Source organism: Mycobacteriales bacterium (genome assembly GCA_035504215.1).
Classification (GTDB): domain Bacteria; phylum Actinomycetota; class Actinomycetes; order JAFAQI01; family JAFAQI01; genus DATAUK01.
Window position 1 is genome coordinate 1 of record DATJSI010000085.1, and the last position, 25,025, is coordinate 25,025.

General features: G+C 69.6%; 24 protein-coding genes. 13 read left to right on the top strand and 11 right to left on the bottom strand.

Annotated elements, in window-relative coordinates; genetic code table 11:
* Window positions 1-1,509, bottom strand: a 1,509-nt coding sequence (locus tag VME70_10085) for an FAD-dependent oxidoreductase (protein ID HTW20545.1), incomplete at its 3' end; no start/stop codon positions are given.
* A gap of 94 nt (window positions 1,510-1,603) precedes the next feature.
* Window positions 1,604-2,026 carry a hypothetical protein gene (locus tag VME70_10090; protein HTW20546.1) on the bottom strand — a complete coding sequence of 141 codons (423 nt, stop codon included), beginning with the start codon at window positions 2,024-2,026 and terminating at the stop codon, window positions 1,604-1,606.
* A gap of 129 nt (window positions 2,027-2,155) precedes the next feature.
* Between VME70_10090 and cobA the strand changes: the two genes are divergently transcribed.
* Entirely contained in the window at window positions 2,156-3,355 is a 1,200-nt protein-coding gene (cobA, locus tag VME70_10095) for a uroporphyrinogen-III C-methyltransferase (protein HTW20547.1), read from the top strand.
* Window positions 3,356-3,360: 5 nt separating this feature from the next.
* Here cobA and VME70_10100 read toward each other — a convergent pair whose 3' ends face one another.
* Window positions 3,361-4,152, bottom strand: coding sequence for an SDR family oxidoreductase (locus VME70_10100; GenBank protein HTW20548.1), 792 nt, complete (start codon window positions 4,150-4,152; stop codon window positions 3,361-3,363).
* A 258-nt stretch (window positions 4,153-4,410) separates the two neighbouring features.
* Between VME70_10100 and VME70_10105 the strand changes: the two genes are divergently transcribed.
* Together VME70_10105 and VME70_10110 are read left to right on the top strand one after the other, a co-directional pair.
* Window positions 4,411-4,617: a dodecin gene (locus VME70_10105; protein ID HTW20549.1), complete on the top strand. Its 207-nt coding sequence runs from the start codon at window positions 4,411-4,413 to the stop codon at window positions 4,615-4,617.
* Window positions 4,618-4,829: 212 nt separating this feature from the next.
* Window positions 4,830-5,120 (top strand): anti-sigma factor antagonist, encoded by a 291-nt coding sequence (locus VME70_10110; protein ID HTW20550.1) that lies wholly within the window; start codon window positions 4,830-4,832, stop codon window positions 5,118-5,120.
* 5 nt (window positions 5,121-5,125) lie between these two features.
* Here VME70_10110 and VME70_10115 read toward each other — a convergent pair whose 3' ends face one another.
* From VME70_10115 to VME70_10130, 4 genes are read right to left on the bottom strand one after another with little or no spacing between them, the layout of a single operon-like run.
* Window positions 5,126-6,517 carry a metallopeptidase TldD-related protein gene (locus tag VME70_10115; GenBank protein ID HTW20551.1) on the bottom strand — a complete coding sequence of 464 codons (1,392 nt, stop codon included), beginning with the start codon at window positions 6,515-6,517 and terminating at the stop codon, window positions 5,126-5,128.
* Window positions 6,514-8,019 (bottom strand): TldD/PmbA family protein, encoded by a 1,506-nt coding sequence (locus VME70_10120; GenBank protein HTW20552.1) that lies wholly within the window; start codon window positions 8,017-8,019, stop codon window positions 6,514-6,516. The genes VME70_10115 and VME70_10120 overlap by 4 nt, the downstream gene beginning before the upstream one ends.
* 7 nt (window positions 8,020-8,026) lie before the next feature.
* Window positions 8,027-8,980 (bottom strand): NADPH:quinone oxidoreductase family protein, encoded by a 954-nt coding sequence (locus VME70_10125; GenBank protein ID HTW20553.1) that lies wholly within the window; start codon window positions 8,978-8,980, stop codon window positions 8,027-8,029.
* A gap of 43 nt (window positions 8,981-9,023) precedes the next feature.
* Complete coding sequence (locus VME70_10130; GenBank protein HTW20554.1) at window positions 9,024-9,455, bottom strand: hypothetical protein; 432 nt, start codon at window positions 9,453-9,455, stop codon at window positions 9,024-9,026.
* A gap of 157 nt (window positions 9,456-9,612) precedes the next feature.
* Between VME70_10130 and VME70_10135 the strand changes: the two genes are divergently transcribed.
* The 10 genes from VME70_10135 to VME70_10180 all read left to right on the top strand — a co-directional run bounded on the left by VME70_10135 (window position 9,613) and on the right by VME70_10180 (window position 19,969).
* The gene (locus VME70_10135) at window positions 9,613-9,894 is read left to right on the top strand and encodes a DUF3039 domain-containing protein (GenBank protein ID HTW20555.1); all 282 of its coding nucleotides are present in this window, start codon (window positions 9,613-9,615) and stop codon (window positions 9,892-9,894) included.
* A 54-nt stretch (window positions 9,895-9,948) separates the two neighbouring features.
* Window positions 9,949-10,713, top strand: a complete 765-nt coding sequence (locus VME70_10140) for a class II aldolase/adducin family protein (GenBank protein HTW20556.1) — start codon at window positions 9,949-9,951, stop codon at window positions 10,711-10,713.
* Window positions 10,714-10,733: 20 nt separating this feature from the next.
* Window positions 10,734-11,570, top strand: a complete 837-nt coding sequence (locus VME70_10145) for an RNA methyltransferase (protein ID HTW20557.1) — start codon at window positions 10,734-10,736, stop codon at window positions 11,568-11,570.
* Window positions 11,557-12,429: an aldo/keto reductase gene (locus VME70_10150; GenBank protein HTW20558.1), complete on the top strand. Its 873-nt coding sequence runs from the start codon at window positions 11,557-11,559 to the stop codon at window positions 12,427-12,429. Before VME70_10145 ends, VME70_10150 begins: the two co-directional genes overlap by 14 nt.
* Before the next feature lie 27 nt (window positions 12,430-12,456).
* Entirely contained in the window at window positions 12,457-14,055 is a 1,599-nt protein-coding gene (locus tag VME70_10155) for a carboxyl transferase domain-containing protein (GenBank protein HTW20559.1), read from the top strand.
* A 10-nt stretch (window positions 14,056-14,065) separates the two neighbouring features.
* Window positions 14,066-16,018, top strand: coding sequence for a biotin carboxylase N-terminal domain-containing protein (locus VME70_10160; GenBank protein HTW20560.1), 1,953 nt, complete (start codon window positions 14,066-14,068; stop codon window positions 16,016-16,018).
* Window positions 16,019-16,080: 62 nt separating this feature from the next.
* Entirely contained in the window at window positions 16,081-17,061 is a 981-nt protein-coding gene (locus VME70_10165) for a DUF4349 domain-containing protein (protein HTW20561.1), read from the top strand.
* Between the two features lie 22 nt (window positions 17,062-17,083).
* Complete coding sequence (locus tag VME70_10170) at window positions 17,084-18,226, top strand: acyl-CoA dehydrogenase family protein (GenBank protein HTW20562.1); 1,143 nt, start codon at window positions 17,084-17,086, stop codon at window positions 18,224-18,226.
* Window positions 18,223-19,182: an LLM class F420-dependent oxidoreductase gene (locus VME70_10175; GenBank protein HTW20563.1), complete on the top strand. Its 960-nt coding sequence runs from the start codon at window positions 18,223-18,225 to the stop codon at window positions 19,180-19,182. The genes VME70_10170 and VME70_10175 overlap by 4 nt, the downstream gene beginning before the upstream one ends.
* Before the next feature lie 13 nt (window positions 19,183-19,195).
* Entirely contained in the window at window positions 19,196-19,969 is a 774-nt protein-coding gene (locus tag VME70_10180) for an enoyl-CoA hydratase-related protein (protein HTW20564.1), read from the top strand.
* Between the two features lie 116 nt (window positions 19,970-20,085).
* Here VME70_10180 and VME70_10185 read toward each other — a convergent pair whose 3' ends face one another.
* The 4 genes from VME70_10185 to VME70_10200 all read right to left on the bottom strand — a co-directional run bounded on the left by VME70_10185 (window position 20,086) and on the right by VME70_10200 (window position 25,024).
* Complete coding sequence (locus VME70_10185) at window positions 20,086-20,712, bottom strand: acetate uptake transporter (GenBank protein ID HTW20565.1); 627 nt, start codon at window positions 20,710-20,712, stop codon at window positions 20,086-20,088.
* Window positions 20,713-20,715: 3 nt separating this feature from the next.
* Window positions 20,716-22,707: an acetate--CoA ligase gene (gene acs / locus VME70_10190; protein HTW20566.1), complete on the bottom strand. Its 1,992-nt coding sequence runs from the start codon at window positions 22,705-22,707 to the stop codon at window positions 20,716-20,718.
* Window positions 22,708-22,877: 170 nt separating this feature from the next.
* Window positions 22,878-24,644: a cation acetate symporter gene (locus VME70_10195; GenBank protein ID HTW20567.1), complete on the bottom strand. Its 1,767-nt coding sequence runs from the start codon at window positions 24,642-24,644 to the stop codon at window positions 22,878-22,880.
* Window positions 24,641-25,024 (bottom strand): hypothetical protein, encoded by a 384-nt coding sequence (locus VME70_10200; GenBank protein ID HTW20568.1) that lies wholly within the window; start codon window positions 25,022-25,024, stop codon window positions 24,641-24,643. Before VME70_10200 ends, VME70_10195 begins: the two co-directional genes overlap by 4 nt.
* Window position 25,025 lies beyond the last annotated feature (1 nt).

Genomic DNA, 25,025 nt, shown 5'->3' on the forward strand with positions numbered 1-25,025 from the left:
CTGCACCATCAGCTTGGCCATCAAGGTCATGTCGAGCATGCCGACGGCCTCCCGCACCGCGCGATGCTCGTCGGCGACGATGCCGAACGAATCCTGCCGGGAGTAGTCGTGGCGGGTCTCGGGGTGCCGGCCGTCGACGTCGTACCACTCGGCGAACTCCCAGCCCATTGACTGGTTGAAGTGCCCGCCCCGGTCGAGCAGCCGCTCGTGCAGGACGGAGCGGCGGACGTCGCGGGCGCTCGACGGTTTCCAGGTCGGGTAGACGGCGTCGCCGAACAGTACGCCGAGCTGCTCGACCGTCCGCTCGGCGCGGAACCGACGCGAGGTCTCGTGCAGGTTCGCGCGGTCCACGGCATACCCGGTGATGTCGACCGGCGGCACTCCGTCGACGATCCACTGCGCGACCACGTTGCCGACCCCGCCGCCGAGCAGGATGCCGAGTGAGTTCAGACCGGCTGCGACGAAGTAGCCGTCGAGCTCCGGCGCCGGCCCGAGCATCGGGTGGACGTCGGGTGTGAACGACTCGGGGCCGCAGAAGAAGGTGCGCACGCCGATATCGGCGAGCGACGGGATGCGGTCGAGCGCGGGGCCGAGGAACGGGCCGACCCGGTCCCAGTCCGGCGGCAGTGTCGTGAAGGACGCGTCGCCGGGAACACCGTCGAGCGACCAGGGGGCGGCGATCGGCTCGAACAGCCCGACCAGCATCCCGTCGCCCTCGGGCCGGTAGTAGCCGTACCGGTCGGGGTCCTCGATGACCGCGAGGTCCCTGTCCATGCCGGGCACTGCGTCGGTGATCAGGTAGTAGTGCTCCGCGGCTTGCAGCGGAATCGTCACGCCGTTGCGCGCGCCGAGCTGGCGGGCCCACATCCCCGCCGCGTTGACGACCGTCTCCGTCTCGATCCGGCCCTGGCTGGTGAGTACGCCCGTCACCCGGGTCCCCTTGGTCTCGACCCGCTCGACGCTGACGCCGGTGACGATGCGTACACCGAGCGCCGACGCGCCCTTGGACAGCGACGTCGCGACGCCGACCGGGTCCGCGCGCCCTTCGTCCGGCACGAGGAAGCCGGCGAGCACGTCCGAGACGTCGAGCAGCGGCCACATCTGTGCCAGCTCGGTGGGGGAGATCTCCTCGTCGGGTACGCCGAACCCGCGGACGAACTCGGACTCGCGCCGCAGCGCCTCGAGCCGGCGCGGGTTGGTGGCAATGCTCACGTGCCCGACCGGGCGGAACCCGGTCGAGTGACCGGTCTCCTGCTCCAGCCGTGCATAAAGATCGCGGGAGTAGCGCGACATGAACAGCGCCGTCTCGTCGGTCATGCCCGCGCAGGTGATCAGACCGGCGGCGTGCCACGTCGTACCCGCGGTCAAGGCGTCCCGCTCGATCAGAACGACGTCCGTCCAGCCGAGGTGCGCCAGGTGGTAGGCGACGCTGCAGCCGATCACGCCCCCGCCGATGACGACGACCTGGGCGCGGTCGGGCAACCCGGCCGGCTTCGGGCTCTCGGTCACGAGTCCTCGCAATCCCTGCCTCGCCGGCAACCCGCCGTCACCGGTCGACCGATGGCATCTTCACCGGTCGACCGGTGTGTTGTCGAACGGTCGTTCAGTCCTGCGAGGTCGGCAGGGTGAAGGTCTCCGTGAGGCCGGCGTAGCTTACGGCCATTCGCGTGAACAGCCGGACGCCCTTGATCGCGCGGGCCCGGTAGAGCGTGAAGGTCACCGGATGGTGCTTCATCGTGCCCGCTGCGCAGCTCGGCTCGCAGGTGTTGTAGACGTACCGGCCGTGTCCTGTGGCACGCTGCCTGCCCCAGGCCGAATACCGAGCATTGTGGATCTGCGTGTAGGCGTCGGCGCAGGTCAGGATGTAGGAGTGCGGCCGGTAGGTCGGCTTCTGGCAGGACGAGTACACCTGGGTGTGAACCGCTCCCGCCGGCCGAGCGCCGGTCGTGGCGGCGGCCGCTGGAGCGATGGACATGCCGACCGTGGTGCAGAGCACGACGCCGGCGGCAAGCCGAGAGACGGACATGAGGTGCCTTTCTGATGGTGCGGTGACCAGCGTGGATGTTCCTCCGCATGGACGCGCGAAGAGCGCCGGCGGTTGTCCGCCCCGACCGAACCGGATCGGCACCGGTCGCGAGTGTTCCACACTGGTCCGGTGCGGTATCCGATCTTCCTCGACCTCGCCCGGCGGCGCGTCGTCGTCGTCGGCGGCGGGCGCGTGGCGAGCCGGCGGGTGCGCGACCTGCTCGATGCGGGTGCCGACGTCACCGTCGTCGCGCCGGAGATCGACCCTGCGCTCGAGGCGCTCGGCGTCGGAATCGTACGGCGGAGGTTCGCGCCCGCCGATCTCGACAGCTGCCGGCTGGTGCTGGCGTGCACCGATGACCACGACGTCAATGCCACGGTCGCCGCGGCGGCCGAGGAACGCGGCGTCTGGTGCGTCCGCGCGGACGACGCAGCCGCCTCGCCGGCGTGGCGACCGGCATCGACCTCGGTCGGTGACCTGACCGTCGCGGTGAGCGCCAACGCCGATCCCGCCCGGGCCGTCGCCGTGCGCAACGAGGTCGAGGCGCAGCTACGGACCGGCTCGCTCGGCGCCCGGCGCAGCCGGCCGCCGTCACGCCGGCTGACCGGCGGCCGGGTCGTGCTGGTCGGCGGCGGACCGGGTGAGCCCGACCTGCTGACACTGCGCGGCTTCCGCGCGCTGCTGGACGCCGATGTCGTGGTCACGGATCGGCTGGCTCCGACCCGGCTGCTCGACCTGCTGCCGGCCGGCGTCGAGGTGGTGGACGTCGGCAAGGCGCCCGGCCACGCCGCGGCGACACAGGAACAGATCAACGAGCTGATCGTCACCCGAGCGAAGGCCGGCGAGATCGTCGTCCGGCTCAAGGGCGGCGACCCCTTCGTGCTCGGGCGGGGTGGCGAAGAAGTCGAGGCGTGTCTCGCGGCCGGCGTCGACGTCGACGTCGTGCCGGGTCTGACCAGTGCGGTCGCAGGTCCGACCCTGGCCGGGGTGCCGCTCACCGAACGTGGCATCACCCAGCACTTCACGGTGGTGAGCGGCCATCTGCCACCGGGTGACCCGGGCTCGACCGTCGACTGGGACCAGCTCGCACGCGGCGACGGAACGATCGTGCTCATGATGGCGGTGGCGAACCTCGCGGCGATCGCCGAAGCGCTGGTCGCCGGCGGTCGCAAGCCGTCGACTCCGGTGGCGATCGTCGAGAACGCTTCGTTGGCGAGCCAGCGCGTCCTGCTCAGCACGCTGGCGGAGCTCGGCGCGACCGCCGAACGCGGCCAGGTCGTGCCGCCCGCGATCGTCGTCGTGGGCGAGGTGGTCCGGTCGCGCCGCTGAGCGGCTCAGTGCGGTGGGTGCAGCCGCCGGACCGTCGCGACGACCGCCCGCCGTGGGGAGACCCGCAGTGCCTGCACGCCGATCTTGTTCAGCGCGCCCGGGATGACGATCCGCTTGCCGCGCATCATCCCGTCGATCGCAGCCTCGGCGACGTAGTCGGCGGACTTGGTTCCGGGCGATCGAAGCATCGGCGAGTCCTTGCTGAGATGTGCCGTGTCCTGGAAGCCGGAGGGCACGACGCCGGGGCAGAGCGCCGTTGCGGTCACACCGGTGCCGGCCAGCTCCTCCGCGAGCGCTTCGGTGAAGGACAGCACGTACGCCTTGCTGGCGTAGTAGATCGCCATGAACGGGCCGGGCTGGAAGGCTGCCGTCGACGCGACGTTGAGCAGGCGACCGTGTCCTCGCTTGGTCATCTCCGGCACGAAGAGCTTGGTGAGGTCGGTGAGTGCGACGACGTTGACCGCGAGCATCCGCTGCTCTTCGGCGGCATCGGTCTCGGTGAACCGGCCCTGACCGCCGAACCCGGCGTTGTTGACGAGTACGTCGATGGCCAGGCCTGCCTTGTGTACTTCGTCGTACACGCGCTGAGCGCCGCCGGGATCCGACAGGTCGGCCGTGATGACGGTCGAGTCCGCGCCGTAGCGCTTCGACAGCTCGTCGGCGAGCGCACGAAGCTCGGGTTCCCGGCGGGCGACGAGAACCAGATCGTGGCCCTCGCGGGCGAGCACCCGGGCGAGCTCCCGGCCGATGCCGCTCGATGCTCCGGTGACCAGCGCGACTGGGCGCGTCGATGCCATGTCCTGCTCCGCTCTGCCGGCGGCGACGCTACACGGGGCGGTGCCGAGCGACCACGGGGGCAGCCGCCCGGCACCGCGTCCGGGAGCGTCGGGCGGCGGGTCCCCGGTTCCGATCCTCGATCCGCTCAGCGCTGAACGCAGCCTGACAGGTCGGTCACGGGCCGTCCAGACCGTGGCTTCACGAGGCCGGTCCGATCCTCACCGCTCCGGGCGTTAGTGTCCGAAGCACGACCACGAGCGTCAGGAGAGGGAGCCGGCATGGCGGATCAGACCTACGGCATCAGTGAGGTTGTTGGCACCAGCCCGGACGGCGTGGATCGCGCGATCCGCAACGGGATCGCGAAAGCGTCCCGGACGGTACGCAACCTCGACTGGTTCGAGGTCACGTCGATCCGCGGCCAGCTCACCGACGGTGCCGTCGCCCACTTCCAGGTCCAGATGAAGGTCGGCTTCCGCATCGAGTAACCACGGACGGTTCCGGCAAAGCCCGGACGCGCCTCGTTCGTCGGCTGTAGTGTGCGCACTATCTGTTGAACGTTCAGCATCGAGCGTTCCGTGTTCAGCAGCGAGCACTCCACTCCCGCCAAGGGCACGAAGTGGGTGCGCCGTGTTGGACCTTCATCTCCCGCGGATCCGGTTGACCCGTGACCCCCGCAAGCCGGCCAGCTGTGCTTAGCGTGGACGTCCGCGACACGCGGGTCACGGTCTCCGGGCGACTTGATACGGCGTCAATCCGTGCGCTCCGTCTCGTCCTGATGGCGATGCTCGAGGACGACAGCACCGGTCCGATCACGGTGGATCTGGACGACGTGGACTTCGTCGACGGCGCGGCCTTCAGGGTACTGCTGCGCACGTCTCGGGAGCTCCGCAGGAACGGCGGAAACCTCGTCATCGCCTGCAGCGATCCTGACGTCGTCCGCCTCTGCACCATTACCGGCCTCGACTCCGCCTCGGATCTGCTCGGTTAGGCGCCTTACGAGGCCTGGCTGACCGAGCTCATGTTGAAGTCGGCGATCTTCAGGGCCGGCATGCGGGTCCGGGTGAAGTAGTCGCCGAACTCACGCGCCAACGTGTCCGTCGTCCGTGCGACCTCGGAGATCCGTTTCAGCATCCCGATCGGGCTCTCGTTGAAGCGGAAGTTGTTCACGGCGCCGGTCACCTCGCCGCCCTCGATCAGGAACACGCCGTCGCGGGTCAGCCCGGTGAGCAGCAAGGTCTGCGGGTCGACCTCGCGGATGTACCACAGGCAGGTCAGCAGCAGGCCGCGCTCGGTGCGCGCGACGAGGTCGTCGATCGAGCCGCTCCCCTCCGGGCTGACCAGCTCGAGATTGTCACCGAACGGTGTGAAGGCGAGCCCGGTCACCTCCGCCGAGTGCCGGGTCTGGATCAGCGCGCTGAGCTCGCCGTCGCGGATCCAGTCGGTGGGTTCGACCGGTGCGCCGTTGTCGAAGGTCGATGACATCCGGCTCGATGCCGGGCAGACGACAAACGGCGCCGCCTCCTGTCCGGGCATCGCGGGGTCGGAACGCAGCGTGATCGGCCGATCCGTGAGTCGCTCACCGACCCGGGTGCCTCCGCCGGGTTTCGAGTACACCGACTGCCCTTCGTGCGCGTCGAGTGCGCCCGAGCTCCAGTAGGCGTAGATCAGCAGGTCGGCAATGGCGCTCGGGGGAAGGACGGTGTCGTAGCGCCCGGCATCAAGAGCCTGCCGGCGCTCGCCCCACGCGAGCCGTTTCGCGACGTCGGCCTCCAGGCCGGCGAGATCGATCGTCCCGATCTCGCTGGCGCCCTGCCCGCTCCACGCCGACCGCGAGCCGTCCGACGAGCGGCCGGTCAGCTCGACCCGCACCTTCGGCTGCACGTGCCGGCGCCTCAGCCCGGTTGACGATCCCAGGTACGTCGTCGAGACCGAGTGCTCGGCGTACCCGTACCGGCCCTGGCCGGCATCGCGGGCAGCGCCGAAGATCTCGCCCAACCACGCCGCCAGCCCGGCCAGCTCGCCGACCGGCGCCTCGATGCCGGGCTGGTCCCAATCGCCGTCCGTGCCACCCGCGACCAGCGGGGCCGCATCGTCGGCGACCGACGACGAGCGGGCCGCGGCCTCGGCCGCCTCGACGAGTTTCGCCGCACCGTCCGCGTCGATGACATTGCGGCTCACGGAGGCCGACTGCGTGCCGTCGGCGGTCTCGACGTTGGCGACCACGGTCAGCCCGACCGTTTGGGTGACGCCGTTGGTCGTCAGCGTGTTGTTGGCCCAGCGCAGGTTCGCCGCGGCGTCGTGCTCCGCGATCACCACACAGCCGTCGGCGGTCGAAGCCGCGAGCGCGCGTTCGACCAGTTCCTGCGGGCTGATGCTCGTGCTCACTGTGCGGCCTCCTGGGTCGCGTTGAGGATTCGTACGCCGTCGAACCGCGCGACCGGGCAGCCGTGGCTCACCGCCGCCACCTGTCCCGGCTGGCCCTTGCCGCAGTTGAACGCGCCACCCAGCACGTAGGTCCCTGGGCCGCCGACCGCCGACATCGACCCCCAGAAGTCGGTGGTGGTTGCCTGGTACGCCGCGTCTCGGACCTGGCCGACGATCTCGCCGTTCCTGATCCGGAAGAACCGCTGGCCGGTGAACTGGAAGTTGTAGCGCTGCATGTCGATCGACCATGACTTGTCGCCGACGACGTACAAGCCGTCCTCGACGCCCGCGATCAGCTCCTCGGTCGTCGGCCCGTCGGGTGCTGCCTTCAGGGAGACGTTCGCCATGCGCTGGATCGGCACGTGCAGCGGCGAGTCAGCGAACGCGCAGCCGTTGGATCGCGCGATCCCGCTCAACGCCGCCGTCCGCCGGTCGAGCTGGTAGCCGACGAGGATGCCGTCGCGGATCAGGTCCCAGGTCTGCCCTTCGACGCCTTCGTCGTCGTACCCGATCGTGGACAGGCCGTGCTCGACCTGACGGTCGCCGGTGATGTTCATGAGCTCGCTGCCGTAGCGGAGCGTCCCGAGCTTGTCCGGGGTGGCGAACGACGTGCCGGCGTAGTTCGCCTCGTACCCGAGTGCCCGGTCGAGCTCGGTCGCGTGACCGATCGACTCGTGGATCGTGAGCCAGAGGTTGGACGGGTCGACGACGAGGTCGTAGCGGCCCGGCTCGACGGTCGGCGACTTCGCCTTCTCGGCGAGGTACTCGGGGAGCGTGGAGAGGTCGTGGCCCCAGTCGTAGGTCTCGGTCAGGAACTCCCAGCCACGCCCCACGGGCGGCGCGATCGTCCGCATGGTCTCGAACCGGCCGGTGCTCTCGTCGACCCACAACGCGGTCAGCTGGCACTGCAACCGGACCCGCTGCTGGGTCGTGGTGGTGCCAGCCAGGTCAGCGAAGAACTTGGCCTCGCGCACCTGCTTGATGTGCGCGTCGACGTGCCGGACGATCTCGGCGGACAGCAACCGGTTGGACCAGTCCGCGAGCAGCTCGATCCGGTCCGCCTCACTGACGGTGAACGGGTCGACGTCGTACGCCGAGACCCAGGTCTGGTCGCCGTGACTCGGCTCGGCCGCCAGCTCGATCCGCTCCCCGGTCACCGGCTTCGAGACGGTCGCGACCTCGACCGCCTGGTCGACGAGCGCCCGCGCCGTTGCGGCGTCCACGACCAGCCCGCCGGCGAAGCCCCAGGTGCCCTCGTGTACGACGCGGACCGCGAGCCCTCGCTCGTCGTCGTCGTGGCTGGTCTCGAGCCGCGCGTCGTGCAGCGCGAGGTTGGCGGTGCGGATGCGCTCGATCCGCACATCGGCGTGTTCGACGCCGAGGTCCTGCGCCCGCTCGAGCGCGGCGGCCGCGATCTCCCGCAGGGGAAGTGCGGTGAACTCCGGGTCGATCTCGTGGACCATGCGTCGGTCAGCTCCTGGGGTCGAGGACGAGCTTGCCGGTGCTGCGCCGCGACCGAAGGTCCTCGTGGGCCTTGCGGGCATCGGCGAGCGGGTAGGTCGCACCGACGATCGGGGTGAGGGTGCCGGCGGCGACCATCGAGAGCATCTCGGCCATCGGCTCCTTCACCATGGCCGGCTTGCCCAGGCAGTGCACCAGCCAAAAGCCGATCACGCCACGACTGCGCTGGAGCAACGAGCCGGCGTCGATCGGCGACGGCGGTGTTCGGCCGGCCATGCCGAAGGTGACCAGCCGGCCGAACGGTGCGAGCGCGCCGAGGCTCGCGTCGAACGTCGGGCCGCCCACCATTTCGAGCACGATGTCGACCGGCGCACCACCGTTTGCCTCGAGCATTGCCGACTTGAGGTCCTCGGCGCCGGCATCGACGGTCGCGTCGGCGCCGAGCGATGCGGCGAGCTCGCGCTTGTCCGGTGACGACGCGACGCCGATGATGCGTCCCGCGCCCCACACCTTCGCGAGCTGGATCGCGAGCGTCCCGACGCCGCCGGCGGCGGCGTGGACGACGACGGTCTCGCCGGGCGCCAGGTGCGAGGACGTCCGCAGCAGGTGCCACGCGGACAGCCCTTGCACCATGAGGGCCAGCGCCTGCGCGTCGCTCACGCCCTCGGGCAGGTCGAAGCTCAGATCGGGGAAGGCGAGCGCCTTTTCGGCGTACCCGCCGGTGCCGACCAGGGAGGCGATCCGGCGACCCTCCTGGGTCGTGCCGACCACCTCGCTGCCGGGCACCATCGGGAGCTGGGACTCGGACAGGTAGGTGTTCTCGACCTGGTGGGTGTCCGCGTAGTTGACGCCGGCGGCGGTCACGTCGACGAGATGGAACCCCTCGGCCGGTTCAGGGTCGGGGAGGTCGACCAGCTCAAGGACCTCGGGACCACCGAACTCGGTGATCTGGATGGCGCGCATCCAGCGACCCTATCGGCCGCGGACGGTCGGCCGTGCGGGTCGACTACCGCATCCGGAACGGCCGCGGCGGCGGCTTGAGGTCCGCCCGCGGGCAGCTCGCGAGCGAGAGCCCGCCGAACGTGAGCGCCTCGTCGCAGAGCATCTCGACGGTCAGCCCGTTCTCCTGGCCGACCCTGGTGATGGTCGCGCGGAACAGTGTGATGTCGAAGCGGGTGGGCACCCCGTAGGCGATCTGCATGGTGCCGAGCAGAACCGCGCTGCCGGGGCCGCCGTCGAAGGAGTCCCACGGCTTGTCGTAGCGGCGCCACATGGTCGGCTCCGACCACCACAGTCCGCCGGTGCGTACGTCGTGCAGGGCCAGCTCGACGAGGACGTGGCGGGCGCTCTGTTCCGGGATGATCGCCGCAGGTCGGATCACCTCGGTGACGTCTCCGTCGTCGTACGCCTGGGTGAGCAGGGTCTCGGTCAGGTCCACGAGCAGGTCTCCGATGCCGGTCTTGCGGGGTACTCCGTCCCCGTCCGAGGTCTGGATCGAACCGGTAGACCCGGATCTGCAGGGGTCCTTGGTCCGGAGGAATAGGGCATTCCGTGCCGAATCCGAGTCGGCCGATCGGGCGCCTATCCTCGACGCCGTGACGTCGACCGACACCGAGACCGGCACGACCGTCGAGGAACGGGTCGACCCGCGGCTGTCCGACGAGGGTGACCACGACCGGTTCGCGCACTACGCGGACCGGGACAAGATCACCGAGGCGATGGTTACCGGTACGCCGATCGTCGCGCTCTGCGGGAAGGTCTGGGTGCCGACCCGCGACCCATCCCGCTATCCGGTCTGCCCGGAGTGCAAGCGGTTGTACGAACTCGGCCCCGAAGGTCGTATGAACGAGTGGCAGGAGCGCGCCGGCCAGAGCTAGCGCGGCGCCGGGCGGCGGCTGGCGGCGCTGCAGGGCAGGGCGCATACTCGACCCATGGCCGTTGAGAAGTGGTTCCCTCCGCTCCCGCAGTTCGACTCGCTCGAGGAGGAGCAGCGCTACCGCAAGGAGCGGCTGGCCGCCGGCTTCCGCTTGTTCGCGAAGTTCGGCTTCGAGGAGGGTGTCGCGGGCCACATCACCGTGCGTGACCCGATCGAGCCGGACACCTTCTGGGTCAACCCCTTCGGCGTACCGTTCGCGCACGTCTCGGTCAGCTCGCTGATCCGGGTCAACCACTCCGGCGAGGTGGTCGAGGGCAACTACCACGTCAACGAGGCCGCGTTCTGCATCCACTCGCAGGTGCATCAGGCTCGCCCGGACGTGATGGCGGCCGCGCACAGCCACTCCATCCACGGCCGCGCGCTCTCGGCGCTCGGCACGTTGCTCGAACCGATCACCCAGGACGTGTGCGCGTTCTACGACGACCACTCGCTGTTCGACGACTACACAGGGGTGGTCACCGACATCGAGGAAGGGAAGCGGATCGCCGTCGCGCTGGGGGACAACAAGGCGGTCATCCTCCGTAACCACGGCCTGCTGACGGTCGGCGAGACCGTTGACTCGGCGGTGTTCTGGTTCGCGTCGATGGAGCGGTGCTGCCAGGCCCAGCTGCTCGCCAAGGCGGCCGGCGAGGTCGTTCACATCGATCCCGAGCAGGCGAAGCAGACCCACGACTACGTCGGTAGCGAGTTCGCCGGATGGTTCTCCTTCCAGCCGCTGTGGGCGAAGATCACCCGCGAGCAGCCCGACCTGTTCGACTGAGCGTCGCCTCCGAGCAGGTCGTGGGTCCGGTCGTCGAGGTCGACGACGTCGGGGACCCTCGGCTCGAGGACTACCGGTCCTTGACCGATGTGGCGCTGCGCAGGCGCAGCGAGCCGGCCGGTGGGCTGTTCATCGCCGAGGGCGCGCTCGTGATCGAACGCGCCCTCGCCGCCGGCTACCGGCTGCGCTCGGCGCTCATGACCCCGCAATGGCTGGACCGCACCGCTGCGGTGCTCGCGGGCTCGGACGCACCGGTCTATCTGGGATCCGACGATCTGCTGTACTCGGTGACCGGCTTCCACGTCCACCGTGGCGCGCTGGCCTCGGTGCATCGGCGGCCGGTGCTCGACTTCGACCGGGTCGCCGACCGGGTACGGCGGCTCGTGGTGGTCGAGGACATCGTCAGCCACACCAACCTCGGCGCGATCTTCCGCGCCGCGGCCGCGCTCGGCATGGACGGCGTCGTCCTGTCGCCGCGATCCGCCGACCCGTTGTACCGGCGTTCGGTTCGCGTGTCCATGGGGGCGGTCTTCGCGGTCCCGTATGCCCGGGCGCCCGAGTGGCCCGGCGCGATCGAGCGGCTGCGCGGGCGTGGCTTTCGCGTGCTTGCGCTGACTCCTGCGGCCGATGCGGTCGGACTCGACCGGCTGGCCGTCCACCGCGACGAGCGGATCGCGGTCCTGCTCGGCACGGAGGGCGAAGGGTTGTCGGCACCGGCGACCGCGCTCGCGGACGAACGCGTCCGGATCCCGATGGCGGCCGGGATCGACTCGCTGAACGTCGCCGCGGCCGCCGCGGTCGCGTTCTGGTCGTTCGGCGACCGAAGCGGGGTAGAACGAGGACATGACCAGGCCTGATCTCCAACGCCCGATCGAGTCCGCCGGAACGTTCACACTCGGCGGCGACCTCACGGTGCACCGGCTCGGTTTCGGCGCGATGCAGCTGACCGGGCCGGGTGTGTGGGGCGACCCGGCCGACCCCGAGGAGTGCGTGCACGTGCTCCGCCGTGCGGTCGAGCTCGGGGTCGACCTGATCGACACGGCGGACGCCTACGGCCCGTATGTGTCCGAGGACCTGATCCGTACGGCGCTGCACCCTTATCCGGATGGCCTGGTGATAGCGACCAAGGGCGGGTTCGTGCGGACCGGCCCGGGGGACTGGCACGCGGTCGGCCGCCCGGCGTACCTGCGGCAGTGCGTGGAGATGTCCCTGCGCCGGCTCCGGCTCGAACGCATCGACCTCTACCAGCTACATCGGGTCGATCCGGAGACGCCGCTCGAGGACTCCCTCGGCGAGCTGGTCGCGATGCAGGACGAGGGCAAGATCCGCCATATCGGTCTCTCTCAGGTGGACGTCCCGACGATCGAGGCTGTCCGCAAGGTGGCCGGCGTCGTGAGCGTGCAGAACCTGTTCAACCTGGCCAACCGGTCCGATGAGACGGTCCTGGACTACTGCGAGCGGGAGAACCTGGGCTTCATCCCGTGGTTCCCGCTCGCGACCGGGCGGCTGGCGGAGCAGGGCGGCCCGTTGGCCGCTGCGGCCGGCCGGCACGACGCGACGCCGTCGCAGCTCGCGCTCGCGTGGCTGCTCCACCGCTCGCCGGCGATGCTCCCGATTCCGGGTACGTCGTCGGTCGCGCACCTCGAGGAGAACTGCGCGGCCGCTCGGATCGAGCTCACCGACGAGGAGGGCACCGAGCTCACCGCCGCAATGTGAGCCGCTCCGGCCGTTACGCTCCGAGGCGTGCCGGTGCTGCCCGATCGTGTGGACCGCGAAGCGCCAGACTTCGCGGCTCGCCGCCACTCGCTGCTCGAGCTGCTCGCGGAGCACGACCAGCAGCTCGCGATCGCGAACCTCGGCGGCGGCGAGAAGTACGTCGAGCGGCACCGGGCCCGCGGCAAGCTGCTCGCCCGGGAGCGGATCGAGCTCCTCGTCGATCCCGACTCGCCGTTCCTGGAGCTCTCGCCGCTCGCGGGATGGGGGACGCCGTACGCCGTCGGGGCCAGCATCGTGACCGGTATCGGCGTCGTCGAAGGCACCGAGGTCATGGTGGTGGCCAACGACCCGACCGTCCGTGGCGGCGCCGTCAACCCGTTCACCGCTCGCCGCCAGCGCCGGGCGATGCAGATCGCCGATGAGAACCGGCTTCCCCTGATCAACCTGGTCGAGTCCGGCGGGGCAGATCTCCCCACCCAGAGCGAGATCTTCATCCCCGGCGGTGCCGGCTTCCGTGACCTGACCCGCAAGTCCGCCGCGGCGATCCCGACGGTCGCCCTGGTGTTCGGCAACTCAACCGCCGGCGGCGCGTACGTCCCCGGGATGAGTGACTACGTCGTCATGGTCGAGGACCGCGCGAAGGTCTTCCTCGGCGGGCCGCCGTTGGTGAAGATGGCCACCGGCGAGGTGTCCGACGACGAGGAGCTCGGCGGCGCGGCGATGCACGCGAGGATCAGCGGGCTGGCCGACTACCTCGCCGTCGACGAGCGGGATGCGATCCGGCTCGGCCGCCAGATCGTGCGCCGGCTCAACCGGCGCAAGCTCGGGCCGTCCCCGGCCGCGCTCTACGCCGAGCCGTTGTACGACGCGGAGGACCTGCTCGGCATGGTGCCGACCGACCTGCGCGAGCCGTTCGACCCGCGAGATGTCCTCGCCCGCGTCCTCGACGGCAGTGAGTTCGACGAGTTCAAGCCGCTCTACGGCTCGTCGCTCGTGACCGGCTTCGGCCAGCTGCACGGCTATCCGATCGGAGTCCTGGCCAATGCCCGCGGCGTGCTCTTCGCCGAGGAGAGCGAGAAGGCCGCGCAGTTCATCCAGCTTGCCAACCAGGTCGACACTCCGCTGCTGTTCCTGCAGAACACGACCGGCTACATGGTCGGCAAGGACTACGAGCAACGCGGCATCATCAAAGCCGGCGCTCAGATGATCAACGCGGTGTCCAACAGCGACGTGCCTCACCTCACGATCACGATGGGTGCGTCGTACGGCGCCGGGAACTACGGCATGTGCGGACGGGCCTATGACCCGCGGTTCCTGTTCACCTGGCCCAACGCGAAGTCGGCGGTGATGGGTCCGGCTCAGCTGGCCGGTGTGCTCTCGATCGTGGCCCGTGCGTCGGCGGACGCGAAAGGCGAGCCGTTCGACGAGGACGCCGATCGTGCGATGCGCGAGCTGGTCGAAACCCAGATCGAAGCGGAGTCGAAGGCGCTGTTCCTCACCGCCCGGCTCTACGACGACGGGATCATCGACCCGCGTGACACGCGGACCGTTCTCGGGATCGCGCTGTCCGTGGTGCACAACCAGCCGGTTCAGGGACGCCGCGGCTACGGCGTCTTCAGGATGTAGGCGCGCGGCCATGAGACGGCTCTTGGTCGCCAACCGCGGCGAGATCGCGCGCCGGATCTTCCGGACCGCGCGGTCGATGGGGATCGAGACCGTTGCCGTGTTCAGCGACGGGGACTCGGATGCTCCTTTCGCTCGCGAGGCGGATGTCGCGCTGCGGCTGCCGGGCGAGCGCGCATCCGACACCTACCTGCGCGGCGATCTCCTGGTCGAAGCGGCTCGCGTCGCGGCGGCGGATGCCGTCCATCCCGGCTACGGCTTCCTCGCCGAGAACGCAGATTTCGCGACTGCAGTCGTGGCGGCCGGCCTGACGTGGGTCGGGCCGCCGCCCGAGGCGATCGCGGCGATGGGCGAGAAGACCGAGGCGAAGCGGCTGATGGAGGCGGCCGGCGTGCCGACTCTGCCCTGGACCACGGATCCCGCGGCGGGGGATGGCATCGGATTCCCCTTGCTCGTGAAGGCATCCGCCGGCGGCGGCGGGCGCGGCATGAGGGTGGTCCGTTCGTCCGAGTCGCTGGCCGAGGCGATCGAGTCGGCACGTCGCGAGGCCGAAACCGCGTTCGGCGACGGCACGGTCTTTCTCGAGCGCTATCTGGAGGCCTCGCGCCACATCGAGGTGCAGGTCCTGGCCGACCGGTCCGGCAATGTCGTGGCGCTGTTCGAACGCGAGTGCTCGATCCAACGGCGGCACCAGAAGATCGTCGAGGAGGCACCGTCCCCGGCCGTCGACGCCGCGCTGCGGCGCGAGCTCGGTGCCGCCGCGGTCACCGCCGCGAAGGCGGTCGGCTACGTCGGCGCCGGCACTGTTGAGTTCGTCCTTGCACCCGATGGCTCGTACTTCTTCCTCGAGATGAACACCCGACTGCAGGTCGAGCACCCGGTCACCGAGGCGATCACCGGGCTGGACCTGGTCCGCCTCCAGCTGCTGATCGCGGACGGCGAGCCGTTGCCGGCGAAGGCACTCGAGCCGACCATCGACGGCCACGCGATCGAGGTCCGGGTGTGCGCCGAGGACCCGAAGAAGGGTTACCTACCGGTCACCGGCGTGCTTCGGGAGTTCGACTTTCCCGGTGATGTCCGCGTCGACAGCGGGTTCGAGCGGGGCGACGCGGTGTCGCCTCACTACGACTCCCTGCTTGCGAAGGTCGTCGCGCACGCACCCACCCGCGCGGAAGCGGCGGCAGTCCTCTGCCGCGCGTTGCGGCGGGCCAGGATTCACGGCGTCACGACCAACCGCGACCTGCTGGCGGGGATCCTGGCCGAGCCGGACTTCCTTGCCGGCGCGGTCGACACCGGATACCTCGACCGCCACGATCCGGCCGACCTGGCACCGACGCAAGGACCCTCGCCGGCCAACGCGATCGCGGCGGTCCTCGCGCTGCAGGTGGTGCGCCGGGGCCGAGCCTCGGTGCTTCGCGGGATTCCCAGCGGGTGGCGCAACAACCCGTCCGGATCCCTACCCGTCGTGTTGACCGAGGCAGGGGCCGAGGTCGCCGTCGACTACCGCTTCGACCGCACCGGCGGGCTGGAGGTGACCGTCGACGGGCAACCGGTCGACGTCGAGCTGCACTCGGCCGCCTACCACGTGATCGACGCAACGGTCGCGGGCGTCCGTCGCCGCTATCACGTCGTCGTACCGGCCGATGAGGCAACGATCGACGTCGACTCCGACGTGGGCAGCTCAGAGTTCGCCGTCGTCCCGCGGTTCGGGGCGACCGTTGCCGCACCGACTGCGGGTTCGCTGGTCGCGCCCATGCCGGGCACCGTCGTACGAGTGCTCGTCGAGCCCGGCGCGAAGGTGGCTCGCGATCAGCCGCTGGTCGTGCTCGACGCCATGAAGATGGAGCACACGGTGGCGAGCCCGGCCGATGGCACCGTCGTGGAGATGCGCGTCACGGCGGGCCACCAGGTCGACGCGGGCGCGATTCTGGCCGTCGTCGACACCGGCGGCGAACCGGCCGCCTGAGGCCGGGAACGCCTCGGTTCCCCGGTGCGTCCAACCCGCGAGATCACTCCGGGAGGCGCGACATGGCAGAGCACCGCAGGGCCCGCATCATCGGGTACGGCATATTTGCCGCCGTACTGGCAGTGATCGTGAGCGCCCTCGCGTTGGGCGGCAACCACGGGAGCAACGAGTCGGCCGGGGGTGCTGGGTCGACCTCCACTGCCGGATCGCACAACGCACCGAGCCGGACGTCCACGTTCGGCGTGGGTGCGGGCGCTCCCGCGGTGCCGGTTCCGGCGGCGACGGCGGCCCCTTCGGGTGCGACGGGTGTCCAGGGGTCGACGCAGGAAGGCCTGACGGTGCAGACGGCGGCCGATGCGGTCACCGCCACCCGGGTCGTGAAGACCGGACGGCTCGACCTGCGCGTGTCCCGCGGGCAGGTCCAGTCGACCGTCACGAAGCTGGTGAGCCTGACCACGTCGCTTGGTGGATACGTGTCGCAGAGCAGCACCGAGACGATCGCCGGTGAACCCGCCGGACAGCTGACCTTGCGGATCCCGGTTGCCAGCTTCGACAACGCCGTCATCGCTGCAGAAAAGCTCGGTCATGTCGAGTCGTTGACGACCAACGCGCACGATGTCACCGGCAAGGTCGTCGATCTCGGTGCGCGCATCACTGCGTTGCGGCAGACCCGTGCGACCTACCTGACGATCCTCGGCCGGGCCCGAACCATCGGCGCGACGCTTGAGGTGCAGCAGCGGGTCGAGGACGTGCAGTCGCAGATCGACGAGCTCCAGGGCGAGCTGAACGTGCTCCGCAACCAGAGCGCCGACGGGACGTTGACCGTCTCGGTCGACCAACCCACCCTGATTGCGCCCCGTCACCAGGTTCACCACAAGGGCGGGATCGGCAAGGCCTGGCACGACTCGGTGAGCCGGTTCGCCCGCGGTTTCGATGCGATCGTCGGCGCACTCGGGCCGCTGCTGCTGGTGGTCCTCGTGCTCGCGGTGCTGGCCGGGATCGCAACTCTCGGCTACCGCGGCGTGCGGCGCGCGACGTCCTGACTCCGAACCGTATTCTGTTCGCGTGCGCAGGGATCTCTACGAGGCTGACCACGAGGCGTTCCGAGCCACTGTCCGCGGGTTCCTCGAGCGGTATGTCGTGCCGCACCACGCCGAGTGGGAGCAGGCGGGCATCGTCGATCGCGGCGTCTGGCTCGAAGCCGGCAAGCACGGCCTGCTCGGTTTCGACGTGCCGGAGGAGTACGGCGGTGGCGGCGTCTCGGACTTCCGCTACAACGCGGTCCTCGTCGAGGAAGTCACTCGCGCGCACGCCTCCGGTATCGGCTTCGGCCTGCACAACGACGTCGTTGCGCCGTACCTGATCAAGCTGGCGACCGACGAGCAGAAGGCACGCTGGCTTCCCGGGTTCTGTTCCGGTGAGCTGATCACAGCGATCGCGATGAGCGAGCCGGCTGCCGGCTCGGACCTGCAGGGCATCCAGACCACAGCAGTCCGCGACGGCGACTCGTGGGTCGTGAACGGATCGAAGACGTTCATCACCAACGGCATCAACTCCGACCTGGTGGTCGTCGTGGTCAAGACCGACGCGGACAAGGGCGCGCATGGCATCTCGCTGCTGATGGTCGAGCGCGGCATGCCGGGGTTCGAGCGCGGCCGCAATCTCGACAAGATCGGGCTGAAGGCGCAGGACACCGCCGAACTCTTCTTCAGCGACGTCCGCGTGCCGGTGACCAACCTGCTCGGTGAGGAGAACCGCGGCTTCGTCCACCTGATGGACAACCTGCCGCAGGAGCGGTTGTCGATCGCGGTCGGTGCGGTCGCTGCGTCCGAGAACGTGCTTGCCGCAACCGTCGAGTACTGCAAGACCCGCACCGCCTTCGGCCGGCCGATCGGCTCCTTCCAGAACTCTCGGTTCGTCCTCGCCGAGCTGGCGACCGAGGTGGAGATCGCGCGGGTCTATCTCGACAAGGCGATCCTCGAGCTCAACGCGGGCCGGCTGAGTGTCACCGACGCCGCGATGGCGAAGTGGTGGACGACGGAGCTGCAGAAGCGCGTCATCGACGGCTGCCTGCAGCTACACGGCGGCTACGGCTACATGACCGAGTTCCCGATCGCGAAGGCTTATCTCGACAGCAGGGTGCAGACCATTTACGGCGGGACGACCGAGATCATGAAGGAGATCATCGGTCGCTCTCTCGGGCTATGACCGGCTACGGGATCACCTTCCCGTTCGAGGGCGTTCCGCTGATCGAGCAGCGGGACCTGGTCGAGCGGCTGCCCGATCTCGGCTACACCGACCTGTGGTCGGCCGAGTCGCACGCGACCGACGGCTTCACCCCACTGGCGCTGGCAAGCGTCTGGGCGCCACGACTGCGGCTGGGTACGGCGATCATCCCCGTCTACACCCGCGGGCCCGCGACGTTGGCGATGTCGGCGGCGACCATGGCAGCCGCGGCTCCGGGTCGATTCGTGCTGGGGATCGGTTCGTCCTCGAATGTGATCGTCGAGCAGTGGAACGACGTTCCGTTCGAGTCGCCGTACCAGAAGGTGCGCGACATGTTGCGTTTCCTACGTGCCGCGCTCTCGGGGGAGAAGGTCACCGAGAACTACGAGACGTTCTCGGTGAAGGGGTTCCGGCTCAACACGCCTCCCGAGGTGCCGCCCAGGATCTTGATCGCCGCGTTGCGCAGCGGGATGTTACGGCTGGCCGGGCGGGAGGCCGATGGAGCGATCGTCAACTGGCTCTCGCCGGAGGACGTCAGCACCGTCGCGCCGTACGTTCGGGAGGACAACCCCGACAAGGAGATCGCCGCGCGGATCTTCGTCGCGCCGACCGCCGACGTCGAACCCGCTCGGACGATCGCACGGTTCGCCATCGCGGCGTACCTCACCGTGCCGGTCTATCGGGCCTTCCACGAGTGGCTCGGCCGCACCGAGCTGATGGCGGGCATGCAGGACGCGTGGGCGGCGGGGGACCGCAAGGGCGCGCTGACCGCAATCCCGGACGAGCTGGTCGACACCCTCGTCGTGCACGGCGAGCCCGCGGCGTGCCGCGAGCGGATCCAGGCCTACGTCGAGGCCGGCATCACGACCCCGGTGATTGCCCTGCTTCCCGTCGGTGTCTCGCCCACGCAGGCCGCGGCCGACCTTGCGCCGCGTTGATGAGGATGCGCTGATGAGCGATCTGGTTCTGTACGACGTCGACGGCGGGGTCGCGCTTCTCACTCTGAACCGTCCCGACAAGCTCAATGCGTGGACCCTCGACATGGGTCGCGACTACTTGGCCCGCATGGAGCAGGCCGCGACCGACCCGGACGTGCGCGTCGTCGTCGTGACCGGGGCAGGGCGCGGCTTCTGTGCGGGCGCAGACCTGTCGCTGTTGACCGAGCTGGTGGCCGGCGCCGCGCCGCCGCAGGACGGTCTGCGGCCCGAGGACCAGGTCGAGCCCACCGTTCCCAAGCCGGTGATCGCCGCGATCAACGGGCCGTGCGTCGGTCTAGGCCTGACCCGGGCGATGTACTGCGACCTGCGGTTCCTCGCTGCCGGCACCGAGCTGTCGACTGCCTTCGCCAGACGCGGGCTGGTCGCCGAGCACGGGATGTCCTGGATGCTGCCGCGCCTCGTCGGGTGGTCGCGGGCGGTGGATCTGCTGATGTCAGGTCGGTCAGTCGGCTCCGACGAGGCGCTGGCGATCGGACTGGTCGACCGGATCGCCGACGACGCCCTCGGCGCGGCGCTGGACTACGCGCGGGAGATCGTCCGGTGCTGCTCACCGGCGGCGCTGCGTGACATCAAGCAGCAGCTATGGGCGGATGCCGAGGCAACCTTCCGCGAGGCACTCGACCGCTCGGCCGGCCTGATGCTGGCCTCGTTCTCCAGGCCGGACCTCGCGGAAGGTGTCGTCAGCTTTCTCGAGAAGCGCGCACCCGACTTCCCACCGTTGCGCTGACCCGCGTTCGCGCCGGGCCACTCCGGACATGGTTCGGCCGGGGCACCTGCGTCCGAAGGCGCCCCGGCCGAAACGTGGCGGTCCGGGCCCGGGGACCCGTTCCGCACGGCCGCGGTCTAGGGCCGCGTGAGCGGCCAGACCGGAATGAGTGGCCGGCCGAAGGTGGTGTTCGTTACCCCGGCGAACGACGCGTACCAGGCCGCCGCCGCCGTAGCGACACCGAACCAGCCACCCGCCTTCGTCATCCCGTCCGGCACCGTGGCGGTTGGGCTGGAGTGGAACGCCCCGATGGTCAGCAGCACGAACGTGATTGTCAGCAGTGCGAAGACCACGAAAACGGCGCCGTTGGTCCGAAGGGAGGCGATCGTCATGTAGAAGGTGAAGATGCACCAGCCGAGCAGGAAGGTGCCGACGACAACCGGTCCATCGGCCGCCGTGAACCCACCGTGCACGTTCAGATACCAGAAGGCGATCCAGAACGCACCGTACGACGAGAACGCGGTCGCACCGAACGTGTTGTTGCGCTTGAACTCCCACATCCCGGCGAGCAGCTGCGCACCACCGCCATAGGCGAGTGCCAGCGAGATCGCGGAGAACGCGCCGGCCGCCCAAGTGTTGGTGTTGTGCAAGCTGAGGATGAGAGTGGTCATCGCGAAGCCCGCGAGCCCGAGCGGAGCGGGATCCGCCACCGTGGGTAAGGCCACGGGTTGAGCCGCAGGTTGAACGGCAGTCGTTTCGGCCATGCGTTACTCCTCCTTGTCGGCGTCCCCTGCCATGTTCTTGCGGATCGCGTCGGTGACCGTCGGGTCGAGCAACGTGGTGACGTCTCCCAACTCTCGGTTCTCTGCGATGTCCCGCAGCAGCCGACGCATGATCTTTCCGCTGCGAGTCTTGGGAAGTTCCGGTGTCACCAAAACCTGGCGGGGTTTGGCGATCGGACCGATGACCTTCGCGACGTGGTCGCGAAGCGACTGGACGAACGCGTCACCGGACGTCTCGTCCTCGGCGACGCTTCCACGCGGGGTGACGAACGCGACGATCGCCTGACCGGTTGTCGGGTCAGAGGCGCCGACGACCGCGGCCTCGGCGACGGACGGGTGACTCACCAGGGCGTGCTCGACCTCGGTGGTCGAGATCCGGTGGCCTGAAACGTTCATCACGTCGTCGACCCGGCCGAGCAGCCACAGGTCGCCGTCCTCGTCCTTCTTCGCGCCGTCACCGGCGAAGTAGACGTCGTCGAACCGCGACCAGTAGGTCTGCTTGTAGCGCTCGTCATCACCCCAGATGCCGCGCAGCATCGACGGCCACGGCTCGGTGAGAACGAGCAGTCCGCCGCCGCCGTTGCCGACGGGGTGGCCGGCGTTGTCGAAGACATCGGCACTGATCCCGGGCAGCGCGCGCATCGCGGCACCAGGCTTCGTCGACGTGATGCCGGGTAGCGGGCTGATCATGATCGCCCCGGTCTCGGTCTGCCACCAGGTGTCGACCACGGGGGTACGACCGCCGCCAACGGTGTCGCGGTACCAGATCCACGCTTCCGGGTTGATCGGCTCACCGACCGAACCCAGCAGCCGCAACGAGGTGAGGTCGTAGGGTTCGACCTCCTGGGCGCCCCACTTCATCAGGGTCCGGATGGTGGTGGGTGCGGTGTAGAGGATCGAGACCTTGAGCGACTCGATCAGCTTCCACCAGCGGTCCTTGTCGCCCGGGTGCGGGGTGCCTTCATACATCACCGATGTCGCCCGGTTGATCAGGGGTCCGTACACGATGTAGCTGTGCCCGGTGATCCAGCCGATGTCGGCGGCGCACCAGTAGACGTCGGTGTCGGGCTTGAGGTCGAAGACCATCCGGTGGGTGAAGGACACCTGGGTGAGGTAGCCACCCGTCGTGTGCAGGATGCCCTTCGGCTTCGCCGTCGTGCCGGACGTGTACATCATGAACAGCGGGTGCTCGGCGTCGAAGGCCTGCGCTTCGTGCTGGTCGCTCGCCGAATCCACGACGTCGTGCCACCAGACATCGCGGCCGTCGTGCCACTCGACGTCGCCACCGGTACGGCGTACGACGAGGACCTTCGCGACGTCCGGGCACTCCTCCAGGGCCTCGTCGACGGCTGGCTTGACCGGAGTCGGTGCGCCGCGGCGGAACTGCCCGTCGGTGGTGATGACCGCGCGGGAGTCGGAGTCGAGGATGCGCCCACGCAGCGCGTCGGCGGAGAAGCCGCAGAACACCACGTTGTGCGGGGCGCCGATCCGCGCGCAGGCGAGGATCGCCATGACCGTCTCAGGAATCATCGGCATGTAGATCGTGACCCGGTCACCGGCTTTGAGGCCCAGCTCGGTCAGCGCGTTCGCGGCCTTCGACACGCCGCGCTGGAGATCGGCGTACGTGATGTCCCGCCGCTCGGTGTCACCGTCGCTGACCCAGTGGTAGGCAACCTTGTCGCCGTAGCCGGCGTCGACGTGGCGATCCACCGCATTGACGGCGGCGTTGAGCTTTCCGCCGATGAACCACTTGCTGAACGGAGGGTTCCACTCCAACGTCTCGCTCCACCCGGTGTCCCAGGTGAGGAACTTCGCCGCCTCCTCCCAGAAGGCCAGCCGGTCGGCGGCCGCCTCGTCGTAGATCGAGGGCTGCGCGTTGGCGTTCTTGGCGAGTTCTTCTGGCGGGTCGAAGCGTCGGGACTCGTGATGCAGTGCGTCGAGGTCGGGCAGCGGGTCGGAGGTCGGACGCTGCGTCATGTGTTCGTCCCTTCGGTAACGGTGTGGAGTTTTGACGACACCCGTGCAGGTAGCAACGACCTGCCGGGCACGAGACGCCGAACGTCACGAAGCCTGCGCCGAGCGGCACGTGGGCCGCGACGAACGGCATTCGGTGTCCCGGGCATCAGGACAGGTAGTGGCCACTGCCACTATGCCCAGCCGGTCTCCCGGGCTACCGCAGTAGGGGGTGCGGTCGGCCAGGTCCGTGGCATCGGGCCGCGCAGTCCCTCGGGCAGATGGAGCACGAGCATCTTGCCGGCGACGTCCTCCGGCAACGACCCCGGAGTGAGCAGCGAGACGACGATCATGACGAGGAAGCTCGTCGGCACTGTCCAGATCGCGGGCAGGCCGAGCAGGACCGCGGGCCAGCCCGTCTGGCCGCCGCCGAGCATGGTGATCGCGATCGCCGTCGCGGAGGTCAGCCCGCCCACGACCAGACCTGCGAGGCAGCCGGTCCGGCTGAGCCGCCGCCACCAGATGCCGAGCAGCAGCAGCGGGCAGAACGTCGACGCGGCGATCGCGAACGCCCAGCCGACCAGCAGGTTGAGCGAGAACCCACCGACCCGCAGCCCGGCGCCGATCGCCAGCGCGCCGGCGACCACGGAACACCAGCGGAAGGTGCGCACGCTCCCGTCCAGCAGGTCGTGGGAGAGCGCCCCGGCGACGCTGATCAGCAGGCCCGACGAGGTGGACAGGAAGGCGGCAAACGCTCCCGCCGCGACCAGCGCCGCGAGGGTGACGCCACCCGGTCCCGCGACCGCGAGCTTCGGCAGGACCAGGACCACCGAGTCGGTGTTGGCGGTCAGGTAGAGACCGGGCGCCTCGAGTCGCCCGAGCACGCCGAATACCACCGGGAACAGGTAGAAGCAGCTGACCAGCAGCAGGACGATGGCGGTCGTGCGCCGCGCCGATCGGCCGTCGCGGTTGGTGTAGAAGCGAACCAGGATGTGCGGCAGGCCGACCGTGCCGAGGAAGGTGGCGAGGATCAAGCCGTACGTCGCCGCCAGCGGATGTTGTTCACCGGAGCCCGCTCTCGCGAACGGCATCGACCACTGCCGTCCGGTCAGCTCGTCGAGGCCGACCGCGCTGGGCGCGGCGGCGCCGGCCGGGAAGCGCAGCTTCGCACCACGCCCGGCGCTGTGCCGCCCGGAGGTCAACCTGACCGCGCCGTCGACCGTGCGCCCGTCCAACGTGCCGGACGCAGTCACGACCACCGGCTTGCGCACCGTGAAGTCGATCGGTTCCGTGACCGAGACCGTCGTCGCGACGGGGAAGGTCGCACCCACCGGCCGGTCGAGCGCATCCGCGCGGGCGTGCGTCAGCGACAGCAGCACGATCGCGGGCACGGCGATCGCGACGATCTTCAACCAGAACTGGAAGGCCTGGACGACAGTGATCCCCTTCATGCCACCGGCCGCGATGTTGGCGGTGACGATGGCACCGAGGGCAACGACCCCTACCCAGTACGGCGAACCCACCACGACCTGCAACGTGATGCCGGCGCCTTTGAGCTGGGGGAGCAGGTAGAACCAACCGATGACCAGCACGAAGACGGTGCCGACCTTCCGGAGCAACGGCGACTCGAGCCTGCCCTCGGCGAAGTCGGGGATCGTGTACGCACCGAAGCGCCGCAGCGGTGCCGCGACGAACAACAGCAGCACGAGGTACCCGGTCGCATAACCGACCGGGTACCAGAGCGCGCCGACTCCGTTGACGTAGACCAGCCCGGCGACGCCGAGGAACGACGCCGCGGACAGGTACTCGCCGGAGATCGCTGAGGCGTTGACCAGTGACGGCACGGCGCGAGCAGCGACCAGGAAGTCGGCGGGCGTTCGCGCCACCCGCATCCCGCGGGCACCGAGAGCGACCGTGATCAGGGTGATCGCGACGACCGCCGCGATCCCGGACCCGTTCACGTCGGCCGGCTCAGCAGCTCGGCGAAGCGGCGCTCGAGCCGCTCGGCAAGGTGCACGTACCCCCAGCCCAACACGACCAGCACCGGGTAGATGCCGCCGCCGAGCACGAGAAGCGGCACCGGAAGCCCGTGCACGGTGGCATGCACCACGCTCGGGAACAGCGCCGCAATGATTGGCAGCGAACCGATCACGGCGATCGTCAACGCGGCGAATCCGATCGTCAGCCCGAGCTGGGCCCGGATCAGCCCTGTGATGAGCACAACGCCGTACGGGTTGTCCGTGCTCAGGTCCGAGACGTCGGGCAGGGGTCGCGCGCCGGCCGCGCCTACCGACGGTGCCTGGACGACCTGGCGGCCCGGCCGGATCGGGTCGAGGGTCACC

What these genes read in the sequence shown, in the direction of transcription:
- VME70_10090 (HTW20546.1), bottom strand. Translation starts at nt 2,026, where the DNA reads ATGTCCGTCTCTCGGCTTGCCGCCGGCGTCGTGCTCTGCACCACGGTC.
- VME70_10100 (HTW20548.1), bottom strand. Translation starts at nt 4,152, where the DNA reads ATGGCATCGACGCGCCCAGTCGCGCTGGTCACCGGAGCATCGAGCGGC.
- VME70_10105 (HTW20549.1), top strand. Translation starts at nt 4,411, where the DNA reads ATGGCGGATCAGACCTACGGCATCAGTGAGGTTGTTGGCACCAGCCCG.
- VME70_10120 (HTW20552.1), bottom strand. Translation starts at nt 8,019, where the DNA reads ATGGTCCACGAGATCGACCCGGAGTTCACCGCACTTCCCCTGCGGGAG.
- VME70_10125 (HTW20553.1), bottom strand. Translation starts at nt 8,980, where the DNA reads ATGCGCGCCATCCAGATCACCGAGTTCGGTGGTCCCGAGGTCCTTGAG.
- VME70_10140 (HTW20556.1), top strand. Translation starts at nt 9,949, where the DNA reads ATGGCCGTTGAGAAGTGGTTCCCTCCGCTCCCGCAGTTCGACTCGCTC.
- VME70_10150 (HTW20558.1), top strand. Translation starts at nt 11,557, where the DNA reads ATGACCAGGCCTGATCTCCAACGCCCGATCGAGTCCGCCGGAACGTTC.
- VME70_10160 (HTW20560.1), top strand. Translation starts at nt 14,066, where the DNA reads ATGAGACGGCTCTTGGTCGCCAACCGCGGCGAGATCGCGCGCCGGATC.
- VME70_10165 (HTW20561.1), top strand. Translation starts at nt 16,081, where the DNA reads ATGGCAGAGCACCGCAGGGCCCGCATCATCGGGTACGGCATATTTGCC.
- VME70_10175 (HTW20563.1), top strand. Translation starts at nt 18,223, where the DNA reads ATGACCGGCTACGGGATCACCTTCCCGTTCGAGGGCGTTCCGCTGATC.
- VME70_10180 (HTW20564.1), top strand. Translation starts at nt 19,196, where the DNA reads ATGAGCGATCTGGTTCTGTACGACGTCGACGGCGGGGTCGCGCTTCTC.
- VME70_10185 (HTW20565.1), bottom strand. Translation starts at nt 20,712, where the DNA reads ATGGCCGAAACGACTGCCGTTCAACCTGCGGCTCAACCCGTGGCCTTA.
- acs (HTW20566.1), bottom strand. Translation starts at nt 22,707, where the DNA reads ATGACGCAGCGTCCGACCTCCGACCCGCTGCCCGACCTCGACGCACTG.